The sequence below is a fragment of the Pseudomonas sp. 05N434 genome (assembly GCF_056396965.1).
This window is the reverse complement of the sequence record NZ_JBFTMK010000142.1, coordinates 1-12,844: the sequence shown is the minus strand read 5'-3', so window position 1 is coordinate 12,844 and position 12,844 is coordinate 1. Positions and strand designations below refer to the sequence as shown.

Annotated in this window: 14 protein-coding genes and 1 pseudogene; 8 read left to right on the top strand and 7 right to left on the bottom strand. The window is 60.3% G+C overall.

The features are described 5' to 3' along the window. Together AC1DLB_RS11655 and AC1DLB_RS11650 are read left to right on the top strand one after the other, a co-directional pair. Nucleotides 1-296 (top strand): aminotransferase class IV (locus tag AC1DLB_RS11655; protein ID WP_477785028.1); only part of this gene is annotated, 296 nt, incomplete at its 5' end. Nucleotides 297-431: 135 nt separating this feature from the next. After that, entirely contained in the window at nucleotides 432-773 is a 342-nt protein-coding gene (locus AC1DLB_RS11650; protein WP_138867763.1) for a hypothetical protein, read from the top strand. On the opposite strand, the gene AC1DLB_RS11645 is transcribed toward AC1DLB_RS11650, so the two are convergent. After that, nucleotides 763-1,686: a LysR substrate-binding domain-containing protein gene (locus AC1DLB_RS11645; protein ID WP_018929729.1), complete on the bottom strand. Its 924-nt coding sequence runs from the start codon at nucleotides 1,684-1,686 to the stop codon at nucleotides 763-765. The genes AC1DLB_RS11650 and AC1DLB_RS11645 overlap by 11 nt on opposite strands. A gap of 105 nt (nucleotides 1,687-1,791) precedes the next feature. On the opposite strand from AC1DLB_RS11645, the gene AC1DLB_RS11640 reads away from it, so the two are divergent. After that, nucleotides 1,792-2,400, top strand: coding sequence for a LysE family translocator (locus AC1DLB_RS11640; protein ID WP_477742947.1), 609 nt, complete (start codon nucleotides 1,792-1,794; stop codon nucleotides 2,398-2,400). On the opposite strand, the gene AC1DLB_RS11635 is transcribed toward AC1DLB_RS11640, so the two are convergent. Further along, entirely contained in the window at nucleotides 2,397-3,161 is a 765-nt protein-coding gene (locus AC1DLB_RS11635) for an ArsR/SmtB family transcription factor (RefSeq protein ID WP_477742946.1), read from the bottom strand. The two genes, AC1DLB_RS11640 and AC1DLB_RS11635, sit on opposite strands and share 4 nt — an antisense overlap. Before the next feature lie 135 nt (nucleotides 3,162-3,296). Here AC1DLB_RS11635 and AC1DLB_RS11630 point away from each other — a divergent pair. After that, nucleotides 3,297-3,941, top strand: a pseudogene (locus AC1DLB_RS11630) (cytochrome P450); the annotation flags it as partial. 8 nt (nucleotides 3,942-3,949) lie between these two features. Here AC1DLB_RS11630 and dmeF read toward each other — a convergent pair. The 3 genes from dmeF to AC1DLB_RS11615 all read right to left on the bottom strand — a co-directional run bounded on the left by dmeF (nucleotide 3,950) and on the right by AC1DLB_RS11615 (nucleotide 5,816). Continuing rightward, complete coding sequence (dmeF, locus tag AC1DLB_RS11625) at nucleotides 3,950-4,876, bottom strand: CDF family Co(II)/Ni(II) efflux transporter DmeF (RefSeq protein WP_436275449.1); 927 nt, start codon at nucleotides 4,874-4,876, stop codon at nucleotides 3,950-3,952. An 11-nt stretch (nucleotides 4,877-4,887) separates the two neighbouring features. Continuing rightward, nucleotides 4,888-5,163 carry a metal/formaldehyde-sensitive transcriptional repressor gene (locus tag AC1DLB_RS11620; RefSeq protein WP_019648873.1) on the bottom strand — a complete coding sequence of 92 codons (276 nt, stop codon included), beginning with the start codon at nucleotides 5,161-5,163 and terminating at the stop codon, nucleotides 4,888-4,890. 314 nt (nucleotides 5,164-5,477) lie between these two features. Continuing rightward, a complete protein-coding gene (locus AC1DLB_RS11615; protein ID WP_018929733.1) occupies nucleotides 5,478-5,816 on the bottom strand; it encodes an FKBP-type peptidyl-prolyl cis-trans isomerase in 339 nt (112 codons plus the stop codon). A 165-nt stretch (nucleotides 5,817-5,981) separates the two neighbouring features. On the opposite strand from AC1DLB_RS11615, the gene AC1DLB_RS11610 reads away from it, so the two are divergent. The 3 genes from AC1DLB_RS11610 (at nucleotide 5,982) to AC1DLB_RS11600 (ending at nucleotide 9,328) form a co-directional block, all read left to right on the top strand. Continuing rightward, nucleotides 5,982-7,055, top strand: a complete 1,074-nt coding sequence (locus AC1DLB_RS11610) for a diguanylate cyclase domain-containing protein (protein ID WP_477742944.1) — start codon at nucleotides 5,982-5,984, stop codon at nucleotides 7,053-7,055. 171 nt (nucleotides 7,056-7,226) lie between these two features. Beyond that, nucleotides 7,227-8,519, top strand: a complete 1,293-nt coding sequence (gene tcuC / locus AC1DLB_RS11605) for an MFS transporter (RefSeq protein ID WP_018929736.1) — start codon at nucleotides 7,227-7,229, stop codon at nucleotides 8,517-8,519. 32 nt (nucleotides 8,520-8,551) lie between these two features. Next, nucleotides 8,552-9,328, top strand: coding sequence for a substrate-binding domain-containing protein (locus AC1DLB_RS11600; protein WP_018929737.1), 777 nt, complete (start codon nucleotides 8,552-8,554; stop codon nucleotides 9,326-9,328). Here AC1DLB_RS11600 and AC1DLB_RS11595 read toward each other — a convergent pair. Next, on the bottom strand, nucleotides 9,318-10,232 hold the full coding sequence (locus AC1DLB_RS11595; protein ID WP_018929738.1) for a LysR family transcriptional regulator: 915 nt from the start codon (nucleotides 10,230-10,232) through the stop codon (nucleotides 9,318-9,320). The genes AC1DLB_RS11600 and AC1DLB_RS11595 overlap by 11 nt on opposite strands. 193 nt (nucleotides 10,233-10,425) lie before the next feature. On the opposite strand from AC1DLB_RS11595, the gene AC1DLB_RS11590 reads away from it, so the two are divergent. Next, a complete protein-coding gene (locus tag AC1DLB_RS11590) occupies nucleotides 10,426-12,234 on the top strand; it encodes a monovalent cation:proton antiporter-2 (CPA2) family protein (RefSeq protein WP_018929739.1) in 1,809 nt (602 codons plus the stop codon). Between the two features lie 83 nt (nucleotides 12,235-12,317). Here AC1DLB_RS11590 and AC1DLB_RS11585 read toward each other — a convergent pair whose 3' ends face one another. Further along, on the bottom strand, nucleotides 12,318-12,842 hold the full coding sequence (locus AC1DLB_RS11585; protein ID WP_477785027.1) for a cytochrome b: 525 nt from the start codon (nucleotides 12,840-12,842) through the stop codon (nucleotides 12,318-12,320). Nucleotides 12,843-12,844 lie beyond the last annotated feature (2 nt).

Sequence of the window (12,844 nt, the reverse complement as noted above, 5' to 3'; positions counted from 1 at the left end):
CGGTGTTGCCGGGCATCACCCGTCTGTCGTTGATCGAACTGGCCAAGACCCGTCTGGGCCTGGAAGTGGTTGAAGGTGACGTGTTCATCGACAAGCTGTCCGACTTCAAGGAAGCCGGTGCTTGCGGTACTGCCGCGGTGATCACCCCGATCGGCGGCATCAGCTACAACGACAAGCTGCACGTGTTCCACAGCGAAACCGAAGTCGGCCCGGTCACCCAGAAGCTCTACAAAGAGCTGACCGGTGTACAGACCGGCGACATCGAAGCGCCAGCGGGCTGGATCGTCAAGGTTTGATCTGACGCCACAGTCCGTTTGAACACAAAAGCCCGGCCATCACATTGAAGGCCGGGCTTTTTTTCGCCCGCGTTTCGTGCAAAACGCCACTAGACTTGCCACGTGCAACCGCCATCAACAGGTGCCACCACAACCATGGATAAATTCTGGCGAAAGTATCTGGCCTTGCTGGAAACCGACTTCACCACGCAGGTGTTCGACAACATCAAGAACCTGCTGGTGTGCGCCCTGCTATTCGCGGCGGGCACCAACGCGTTGCACGGCGGTCATCAGCTGTTCATGGGAATGCTCGCCTCAAACCTCGCCGGCTGGGGGTTGATTGCAATATCAGCACTGTTGATGCTGCTCAGTGTCAGCGACGGCTTGCGCCGGCTGTCCAGGTTGCCGTATCACACGGCGTTCCAGATCATCCTGGGTCTGGTTTACCTGGTGCTGGCGGTGCGGGTGGTGGAGATCGTCTGGGATTTCAGAGCGTAGCGGTCACGGCACGAGGTGTCTGCCAACTCAGCTCATCCTGAGCAATCCGGGCAAATAACCACTCCACAAAGATCCGCGTGTGAGCCGTCACGTCCGGCGCAACACCGTAGTAATAACGCGGCAACGGCATGCGCAACTCGGGTAACGGGCAGATCAGGCGTCCGCTCGAGATATGGCTGCCCAACAAAGAGGTCGGGCACAGGGCAACGCCCTGTCCATCCACTGCGGCCTGAAGCACCAGGTGCATGTGATCAAACTGCCGGGTGACCTGAGTGGCTGACTGGCTTTGACCAAAGTGCATGGCCCAATTGTGCCAGTCTTCGCGACGGGCCTTGGCGGTCAGTAACGTATGCCGACTCAGGGACGTGAGGTCTTCAAGTGGCAGGCGCTCGATCAGCGCAGGGGCCGCGACCAGCAACAGTTCGTCTTCGAACAGCGCTCGCGCCTCAATCGCCGGTGCCCAATCGTCACGACCACGGCGAATGACGATATCGAACCCGTCGCGTGCCTGATCGGGTGCCTGGGTCTGGGTGATCACCTGCGGCTTGATGCCGGGGTGCCGCGCAACGAAATCCGCCAGCCTGGGCGTCAGCCAAAGCATGGCGAAGGACGGACGTACATTGATCTTCACGGTAGGCAGCGAGGCATGCTGCTTGAGCGCAGTGGCGGCATTGGCGATCTGCGACAGCCCGGCGCTGACCTGCTCATAAAAGCGCTGGCCGGCCGGCGTCAGCACAGATTGCCGGATACGCCGCTCAAACAGCAGCACCCCCAGGTATTCCTCGAGCAATTTGATATGCCGGCTGACGGCACTGTGGCTGACATGCAGCTCTTCAGCCGCCAGGCTGAAGCTCTGATGACGAGCAGCAACGGCGAAGGCGCGAACAGCATTAAGAGGCGGTAGTGGATTCATGCGTCTAATTTAGTCACCTATGCGCTGTAATTAAAGCGTTTGTCACGCCCTCCTCGCCACGCCAATCTGCCAGCACGCAGCCAATGCCACCTGACGGAGCAAGCCATGAACAGTTACGGACTCTTTGTACTCTTCGCCACCCTGACCATTTTGAGCCCGGGACCTGGTGTGGTCCTGACCCTGTCCAACGCGGTGCGCCACGGTTGGAGGGGGGCCGTGCCGGGCATTCTGGGAATTGCGTCGGGGGCGTTTGTGGTCGCTGCCATCAGCGCCACCAGTGTTGGCCTGATACTCAGCACCTCCGCGAATGCCTTTACCGCATTGAAATACGCAGGGGCTGGCTATTTGTTGTACCTGGGCTACAAAAGCTGGCGCTCGGATCGTTTCAGCACGCTGCTTGAAACACGCCCCTCAAGCCCGGGTTATCGCTTCCTTGAAGCGGCTTCGATGCAGCTTCTGAACCCCAAGGCGGTGTTTTTCTTTTTGGCGGTGTTCCCGCAATTCATCGACACTTCGGCGCACTTCTACAGCCAGTTCATCAAGCTGGTCGCCTCCTACGGCGTACTGGTGATCCTGGTGCATGGCAGCTATGCCTTGCTCGCCAATGCCGCCAAAGGCTGGTTGTCGAGCCCGAAAGGTTCCTGGCTGACCGCAAAAGTTTCGGGCGTGACCTTCGCCGGTTTTGGCGTGCTCATGGCCTCGGCCAGTCGCTAAGTCGCAGGACTGGCGATCGCGCGGCGCCTGTTCCCGGTGAACGTGAGTGGCGCTGTCATTCCCTGAATCGGCAGTTCAACGGCGAACCGGTGACCGAGTTCCTTTCGCCCCACCGCCGTCAACGCCAACGCCCGACTGTCCAGATCCTGCGTCACCCATTGGCGTTTGATCGCCGTTTGCAGCAACGCCGCGCCCAAGGCACCGCCCAGGTGCGGCCGACGCATGCTCCAGTCCAGGCACGGGCAGGCAAAGCGGCGGCGCAAAGTGCCGAGGTCTTTGACGTCGATGCCCAATCCTTCGAACAACGCTTCACCACTGTCGCTCAATCGATAAGCCTGCTCATCGGTTTGCAGCAACCACCCCGCGTCGATCATCCGGTCATGCAGCACCACTGCCAACGTGCCGGCCATGTGGTCGTAGCAGGTGCGGGCGAATTGCAGGCGGTCCGGGGTGCGCGGGTTGAACGTCGGCGCTGCGTTCTGGCCGATCACCATCAGTGCTTCGAGTGCCTGGGCCACGCGTTTGTCCGCGAGGCTGTAATAGCGATGGCGGCCCTGAACGTGCAAACGCACCAGCGCCAGTTCCTTGAGCTTGGCCAGGTGTGCGCTGGCGGTCGAGGCGCTGACTTCGGCAACCGCCGCCAGCTCGGTGCTGGTGCGGGCATGGCCGTCCATCAGCGAACAGAGGATTTTCGTCCGCGCAGGCTCTGCAATCGCTGCGGCCACTTGAGAGATGCCAACGTCGTGTTGCTCTGCGTTCATATTTCGCTCCCGGACGAATCAAGGCCCCTTCGGACTGGAGATAGTAGCAACACTTTTCAACCATCGATAAGGCTGCGACCCATGGACCCGATCATCGCTGCGACTCACGCCGATCCTTACCCCTACTACGCGCAAATCGCCTGCCTGTCACCCCTCAGCGACCAGGCCCAACTGGACGCTGCCCATGTTGCGGCAGAACAGCTGAAGGGATATTTCATCGAGCTTCTGGCTGATCCGAACAATCGAAGCGCCGTGCTCGCCGGTATCCGGCAGCGCTTCGCCACCTCGACCGACCCGGAAACCTTGATCGCCAACCTGATCGGCCTGTTCTCCCAGACCTACGAAGCCACCGCCGGGCTGATCGGCAATGCGCTACTGGCGTTGAGCCGAAACCCGCAGATCGACCCAACTCAAGCCAACGACCTGATCGCCGAAGTGCAGCGCTTCGATCCTTCGGTACAGAACACCCGCCGCTTCGTCGCAGCGCCCTGCGAAATCGACGGCGTGAACCTGAACCCCGGCGACGTCATTCTGGTACTGCTGGCCTCGGCCAATCGTGATCCGCTGCTCAATAACGATCCCGATACATTCCTGCTCGAACGCCCAAACCGCCGAAGCTTCACCTTCGGCGCCGGCCGTCACCAATGCCCGGGGCAGGTACTGGCCTTGAGCATTGCCAGCGCGACGCTGACTCAGATCCTGATGATGAAACCGGCTTTGGATCGGTTGACCTGGCACTACCGCCCTTCCCTTAACGGGCGCATTCCGCTCTTTGCCTGAAAAACACCTCAAGCGTTGCGATATTCGACCGTCAGGTGAGACAACTCATGAACCGGCGCCAGACGTTCGCGGATGGCGTCGGCACTGACGCTCGCCGCAGCCACGACACTGACAATCGCCGCCCGCGCCTGGGGCCCGACTTGCCAGACGTGAAGGTCGCTGATGCGAACATCGTCCGTCGATTCAAGCAGCTCACGAATTTCGGCGGCGACGTGCTCGTCGGTGGCGTCGAGCAATACCGCGGCGCTATCGCGCATCAAGCCATAGGCCCATTTCGCGATAACAAGGGCTCCGACGACGCCTATCACCGGGTCCAGCCAGACCCAACCCAAATAGCGCCCGGCCAACAATGCCGCGATAGCCAGTACCGACGTCAATGCATCGGCCAGCACATGGACATACGCCGAGCGCAGGTTGTTGTCGTGATGATGGTGACCGTGGTTATGGTTGTGATGATCATGGCCGTGATCCCCATGGTTGCCTGCCAGCAGCAATGCGCTGACGACATTCACCGCCAGCCCCACCACCGCAATCACCGTCGCTTCGGTGAAAGCCACGGTGATAGGTTGAAACAGCCGCAGGATCGATTCGCCGGCGATGCCGATCGACACCAGGCCCAGCACCATGGCAGAAGCAAAAGCCGCCAGATCCCCGACCTTGCCGGTACCGAAGCTGAAGCGCGAATTGTTGGCGTGTCGCCTGGCAAAACTGTAGGCCGCCGCGGCAATGCCCAAGGCCACGGCGTGGGTCGCCATATGAAAGCCGTCCGCCAGTAACGCCATGGAGCCGGTGATATAACCAGCGGCAATCTCGCCAATCATCATCACGAACGTCAGCGCCACCACCCACAACGTGCGGCGAGCATTTTCATCGTGGGCGGCCCCCAGAAACAGGTGATCGTGGGTAAAACGCGAAGCTTGAGGTGTCAGTGTCATGGGGCGGGCCTCTATTTCGAGTAACGGCGGATGGCTTGCAACAAGTCTTCCACGCCTTCGGCGCGCGCTTCGTCGCTGAGGCCGGGACGCGCCACATGTTCACGGGCATGGGCGTCGATGAACTGGTCCATCAAACCGTTGACCGCACCGCGAATTGCCGCGACCAGGTGCAGGGTTTTGGCGCACTCGGCATCGGACTCCAACGCCCGCTCCACCGCCTGAACCTGACCGGCAATGCGCCGGACGCGATTGAGCAAATCGTCTTTGTGTTCGTGGATGTGCGACATACCTATACCCCCTACCCCTATTTAGGTGGGCATGGTTACCGATATTGCCAGGGCTGGCAAGTCGGGTTGACTGCGTCATGGCTCATCGGCTTGTATCGCGGTAATAGCGGCTGAATTGTGGCGAGGGAGCTTGCTCCCGCTCGGGTGCGCAGCAGCCGCAAAACTGGCGAGTGGAGATTCCCTGACACGCCGCATGCACAGGTTTCAGGGTCGCTGCGCAACCCAACGGGGGCAAGCCCCTCGCCACAGATAGCAAAAACCCCGCTCTCTCCTCTCAGAAACAGCGGGGTTAATCATTTCAATTCACTCGCCCATCAATCATCCCGCGTCAGCACTTCTAGCAATTCAATCTCGAAAATCAGATTCGAATTCGGCGTAATCGCCCCCATCGAGCGCTCGCCGTAGGCCAGGTGCGCCGGCACCAGCAGCTTGCGCTTACCGCCGACCTGCATGCCCATGATTCCCTGGTCCCAGCCCTTGATTACCCGCCCGGTGCCAATCACGCATTGGAAAGGCTTGCCCCGGCTGTAGGAGGAGTCGAACTCAGTGCCGTCTTCCAGCCACCCACGATATTGGGTGGTGATCAGCGCGCCTTTGACGGCGGCTTTGCCGTCGCCCACTTCAAGGTCGATTACCTGCAACTCATCATTCATTACATTCACTCTATCTGTGCGCTTGCCCGAACGGGCTTGATGGGCGCCGTTTTCCCAGAAATGCGGGCCATTGGCAACCGTTTCGCTCTGTATCCGGCAGTGGTCGTGAACTAATATACCCGCCACCYCCCCCACGGTTCGATACGCCATGAGCGCAATTCCTCAATGAGTCAGCTCTGGACCGACGTCACCATCGGCTCGCTGACCCTTGCCCTGATCGTCGCGCTGATTTGGCGCGATCGTTCGCTGCAAAAGCAGTTGGCCGAGTGCCGCGCGCTGATCGACAGCCTCACCGAGGGACAAAGTATCCACCAGGAAGGCGACGCCGAGCGCTTCAAACGCAGCCAATACTTCGCCCGCATCGGCACCTGGGACTGGGAGGTTGATACCGACAAGCTCTATTGGTCGGATGCAATCTACGGGATGTTCGGGTTCAAGATCGGCGAGGTGACGCCCTCCTACGCCCTGTTCTGTTCCTGTGTGCACCCGGACGACCGGGTCAAGGTCCGCGCCGGTGAATTGCGTTGCCTGGAAACCGGCGAAAACCACGACGAGGAATACCGCGTGGTCTGGCCGGACGGCAGCATCCGCTGGCTGCGGGAGACCGGCAATGTGGTCAAGAATGAGCATGACGCAACGATCAAGATGATGGGCGTGGTCCGCGACATCACCGAGGAAAAAGCCTCCGCCAGCTACCTGCAACACCTGGCCCATTACGACCCGCTGACCGGCCTGCCCAATCGCCTGGTGCTCGAAGAGCGCCTGTCCGCTGCCCTGGAACACGCCCGCCTCAGCGCCACGCGGGTGGCACTGGTATTTGTCGACCTCAATGGTTTCAAGGCGATCAACGACCACTACGGCCATGCGGCCGGCGACCGCGTGCTGATCACCACCGCGACACGCCTGAAGAGAATCCTGCGCTCAACCGACACCGTTGCCCGGATCGGCGGCGACGAGTTCGTGGTCATCCTCCAAGGACTTCCCCAAGGCAACAGCCTGCAAGACGAAGCCCGCAGCATCTGCCAGAAAATCTTCATCGAACTCGCACCGCCAGTGACCATCGGCAACGACCAGCGCCACATCGGCAGCAGCCTTGGGGTCGCGGTGTTCCCGGACCATGCGCCGAGCATGGACCGGTTGATTCATATTGCCGACCTGGCGATGTATGAGGCCAAGCGCAGCGGGAATAATCAGTATCGGTTGGGGAACATCAGCCCGATACGCGTACACAGCGAATAGCCTTGGGTAAACGCCGCGTCTCTGGGTCGGCAGCATTGATCCGCTTCATGCATCAATACATACCAACTATGCAATTAACATATCGATGTCCCTGCTCCACTATCCACCCCAATAAGAACCGTGCACCGCGTCCAGGTAGTGCACGTCATAAAAGCGGTGGAGTACACGTCAATGACAGCATCAATCCATTCCGGTCGCTCCCGGACCAGTGCGATTTTCCGAGTGACCTCGGGCAACTTCCTCGAGCAATTCGATTTCTTCCTTTTCGGCTTCTATGCCACGCAGATCGCTGCCGTATTTTTCCCTGCCAGCAGCGAGTTTGCGTCCCTGATGATGACGTTCGCGGTGTTCGGCGCGGGCTTCCTGATGCGTCCGTTGGGCGCCGTGATACTGGGCGCTTACATCGATGATGTGGGGCGCCGCAAAGGGCTGATCGTCACCCTGTCGATCATGGCCAGCGGTACGATTCTGATTGTGCTGGTGCCCGGATACGAAACCATCGGGCTGTTCGCCCCGGCCATCGTGCTGATCGGCCGATTGCTGCAAGGCTTCTCGGCCGGTGCGGAACTGGGCGGTGTATCGGTGTACCTCGCGGAGATCGCCACTCCCGGCAACAAAGGTTTCTTCACCAGTTGGCAATCCGCGAGCCAGCAAGTGGCGATCATCGTCGCGGCGGCTTTGGGCTATGGTCTGAACCAATGGATGGCGCCGACGATGATTGCCGATTGGGGATGGCGGATTCCGTTTTTCGTCGGCTGCATGATCGTGCCTTTCATCTTCTTCCTGCGCCGTAACCTGGAAGAAACCGAAGAGTTCACCGCCCGTAAACACCGGCCAAGCATGGGCGACGTGTTCCGCACCCTGGGACAGAACTGGGTCATCGTGTTCGCCGGGATGATGATGGTCGCCCTGACCACTACCGCGTTCTATCTGATCACCGTGTACGCGCCGACCTTCGGCAAAACCGTGCTGCACCTCAATACCTCCGATGCGCTGTTGGTGACCTTGCTGGTGGGCGTTTCGAATTTTTTCTGGTTGCCGATTGGCGGCGCGCTTTCAGATCGCATCGGTCGTCGCCCGGTACTGATCGCCATGGCGTTGCTGACGTTAGCCACGGCCTACCCAGCGCTGACCTATCTGGTGCAAGCACCGAGTTTCATCAACATGCTGTTGGTGCTGCTGTGGCTGTCGTTCATTTATGGCTTGTACAACGGCGCAATGATCGCCGCACTGACGGAAATCATGCCGGTCGAGGTTCGGGTCGCAGGTTTCTCTTTGGCTTATAGCCTGGCGACGGCGGTGTTCGGCGGTTTCACACCGGCCATATCGACCTTCCTGATCCAGTACACCGGCGATAAGGCCGCACCCGGTTACTGGATGAGTTTCGCCGCGTTCTGTGCCCTGTGCGCGACGCTGTTTCTCTATCGCCGTGCCTCTGGCCGCCTGCAACCGGCCGTGTCGTGAACCACCCAACCTCTAACTGCGAGTGCTACTTGATGAAAAGGTTTTTCAACTTTACCGCCCTGGCCCTGGTGGCCAGTCTCGGTCTGAGTTCGATCGCCCAGGCTGAAGAAATCCGTGTAATGACCTCCGGTGGTTTCACGGCGGCCTACAAAATCCTCGGTCCGAAATTCGCCGAGTCTAGCGGCAACACCCTGGACACCGCCCTCGGTCCATCCATGGGAAAGGCCCCGGAAGCGATTCCCAATCGTCTGGCCCGCGGTGAGAAAGCCGACGTGGTCATCATGGTCGGCTATGCCCTCGACGACCTGATCAAGCAAGGCAAAGTCGATCCCGCTTCACGGGTCGAACTGGCGGATTCGCGGATCGGCATGGTGGTGCGTGAAGGTGCGCCGAAGCCGGACATCAGCTCGGTGGAAGGCCTGAAAAAAACCCTGCTCGACGCCAAGTCAGTCGCCTACTCCGACAGTGCCAGCGGCGTGTATATCGAGGATCAACTGTTCAAGCGTCTGGGCATCGAAAACCAGCTCAAACCCAAATCGAAGATGATCCCGAAAATCCCGGTGGGCTCGGTGGTTGCCACCGGCGATTATCAACTGGGCTTCCAGCAGGTCAGCGAATTGCTACCGGTGCCTGGGGTGAGTTTTGTGGCGAAAATTCCGGAATCGGTGCAATCGGTCACCCGTTTCGCCGCCGGTATTCCGGTCAATGCGCAACACCCGGCCGAGGCCAAGGCGCTGCTTGAGTACCTGGCCTCCAGCGCAGCCCAGCCGGACGTAAAAGCGACGGGGCTGGACTCAGTCAGCCACTGACCGAAGGTTGCTGGACTTTCATTTCCACTACAAGACGCTCCAACGCCAATGCCGCCGGGGTTAACGTACGACCCCGGCGCTTGATCAACCCGACATTGCGCATCACCTGCGGATCGGTCAACGGTACCCGCGTCAGAATCGGGTGGTCCGCCGCCGGCATCGCCATCAACGGCACGGCAGCCACGCCCAACCCGGCCTCCACCAGACCGATCATGGTCGTCACATGACGGGTTTCGCAGATGCTCGGCCGCTGCGGCACCACGCCAGCCAGCGCTTGATCCAGCAAAAAGCGATTGCCCGAAGTCTTGTCCAGCGAGATGTAATCCTGCTGATAAAACTCATCCCATGTCACGCTGCTGCGTCCTGCAAGGGGGTGATCTCGTCTGCACGCCACCACATAACCTTCCTGCACCAGCGGCTCGAATTCGACTTCGGCCTCCAGGGTGCCCATGAAGCTCAAGCCGAAGTCCGCTTCACCGTTGACCACGGCACTCAATACCTCGTGAGCACTGGAGTCGAGCACCTTGACCTTGATCCGCGGAAATTGCCGATGGTAGTGGGCGATCACACGCGGCATGAAGTAGTACGCCGCCGACGGCACACAGGCGACGGTGACATGCCCGAGCCGGGTCGAGGCGACTTCGCTGATGCCCAGTAGCGCCACGTCCAGGTCATCCAGCAGGCGTTCGACGCTGGGCATGAAACCACGCCCGGCCTGAGTCAGGCTGACCCGGCGAGTCGTGCGTTCGAACAATTTCACGCCCAGAGCGTCTTCGAGCTTTTCGATCCGCCGGCTGAGGGCTGGTTGGGAGATGCGTACGGTGTCCGCAGCCTTGCGAAAGCTGCCCTGCTCCACCACGGCGCGAAAGGCTTGCAGATCGTTAAGGTCGAAGTTGATGGTCATGGTGCGCACTCGGGAACGAACAGTTTGATCAGCTTATCCTATGAATGTCACTAATTGATGCTAAATGTAACGACATCTTGGGTGCCTGCAAAATTGCCATCGCGAGGCCCAAACATTTTCGTTCATGGCTGACGCATCCGGCTCCAGCCTTTWTCCTTATCGCCCCCGCCGTATCGAGTTTTTGGAGTTTCACATGCCCCATGAAGGCAACCTGTTACAAGCCGCTGTCGTCTTTTTGTTCGCGGCGGTGCTCGCCGTTCCCTTGGCCAAGCGCCTGCAATTGGGGGCGGTGCTCGGCTATCTGTTTGCCGGGGTGATCATCGGGCCGTCGGTGCTGGGTTTGATCGGTAATCCACAAAGCGTCAGCCACATCTCCGAACTCGGGGTGGTGTTGTTGCTGTTCATCATCGGCCTTGAGCTGTCGCCGCGACGTTTGTGGGTGATGCGCAAATCGGTGTTCGGCGTGGGCCTTGCGCAGGTGCTGTTGACCGGTTCGGTGATTGGTGTGCTGGCGTTGTTCGTGTTCGGCCAGTCCCTGAACAGTGCCATCGTGTTGGGCCTCGGCCTGGCGTTGTCGTCCACCGCGTTTGGCTTGCAAAGCCTGGCCGAGCGCAAGGAGCTGACCAGCCCCCATGGGCGGTTGGCGTTCGCGATTTTGCTGTTCCAGGACATCGCCGCGATCCCTTTGATCGCGATGGTGCCGTTGCTGGCCGGCGGTGATCACACCAGCAGCGCGGCCGAAGATTTGAACCATGGCTTGCGGGTGCTGGGCAGCATCGCGGTGGTGGTGATCGGCGGGCGTTATCTGTTGCGTCCGGTGTTTCGCGTGGTGGCCAAGACCGGTCTGCCGGAGGTGTCCACCGCCACCGCATTGCTGGTGGTGATCGGCACGGCGTGGTTGATGGATCTGGTGGGCGTGTCCATGGCACTCGGCGCGTTCCTCGCCGGTTTGCTGCTGGCGGACTCCGAATACCGTCACGAACTGGAAGCGCAGATCGAACCGTTCAAGGGCCTGCTGCTGGGGCTGTTTTTCATCAGCGTCGGCATGGGTGCCAACTTGAGTCTGCTGCTCAGTGCGCCGGTCGTGGTGCTGGGGCTGACCCTGCTGCTGATCGCCATCAAGCTGCCGCTGCTGTTTGTGGTCGGTCGACTGGCCGGAGGGTTGGGCAAGGTCAATGCGATTCGTCTGGGGATCGTGCTGGCGGCCGGTGGTGAGTTTGCCTTCGTGGTGTTCAAGATCGGTCGGGACCAGGGCTTGTTCGAGCCGCGCCTGTACGACTTGCTGGTGCTGACCATCACCCTGTCGATGGCGCTGACGCCGCTGTTGCTGCTCGCCTGCGCACGCCTGGTCAAACCCAAGGTGCAACCGGTGGAGGTGCCGCAGAAGTTCCGCGAAATCGACGCCGACACGCCCCGCGTGGTCATCGCGGGCATGGGCCGCATGGGTCAGATCGTGGCGCGGATTCTGCGGGCGCAGAACATCAAGTTCATCGCCCTCGACACCTCGGTGGAAACCATCGAACTGTCCCGCAGCTTCGGCGGCGTGCCGGTGTTCTACGGCGACCCGATGCGCCCGGAAATCCTCAGCGCGGCCAAGGTCGAGCAAGCGGAGTTCTTTGTGATCGCCACCGATGATCCGGACACCAACATCAAGACGGCCGAGGTGGTGCACAAGCTGTATCCGCACATCAAAATCATCGCCCGCGCCCGTAACCGTCAGCATGTGCACCGTTTGGTGGATGTCGGGGCGCAGGCGGTGCGGGAAACCTATTACTCCAGCCTGGAAATGACCCGGCGCACCCTGGTTGGCCTGGGGCTGACCCAAGCCCAGGCGGATGCGCGGATCAAGCGCTTTACCCATCACGACGAACAGGTGCTGGAGGCTCAGCACGCGGTGTATGACGATGCGGCCAAGGTGATGCAGACGGCGCAGGAAGCGCGGGCGGAACTGGCGAAGTTGTTTGAATCGGATCAGCTGGAAGAGCAAGCGGGCAAGGTTTGAGGTGACAGTGATGACTTCATCGCGAGCAAGCTCGCGATGAACGATAACGCAGTGTTCGAGGCAGCCCGAACGTCCAGGGAAACTTATCGCTGACGCTCGTTGACACCCGCACCAAAGCCCTTGGGCAGCATGCGCGTGAGCGTGTTGTCGCGAACCCAGTAGTGATGGACCAACCCCGCCGCCGCGTGCAAACCGATCAGCCAGTAACCGGCACTGCCGAGCCACTCATGCCAATGCTTGAATTGCTTGGCCAGCACGGGATCAACCGCCACCGGCGCCGGCAGGAAGAAATCGAAATACGGCATTGGCTTGCCGCCGGCGGCCAGCATCAACCAGGCCAATAGCGGTGTTGCAATCATCAGCACATACAGCGCCAGGTGCATGAGGTGCGAGACGCCGGTCTGCCAGGTTGACAGAGCCGGGGTAATCGGTGGCCGGGGGGTGAGGCGCCCGAGCAGGCGGACCCAGACCAACGCAAAAATGCTCAATCCGAATAAGCCGTGAAGCCCCAGAAAAAGACCCCTCAAATCACTTCCACGGGGCAGTAGCCCTTTGATCTCGATGCAGCCATAAACGCCGACGAACAGCGCCAACATCAGCCAGTGCAAGG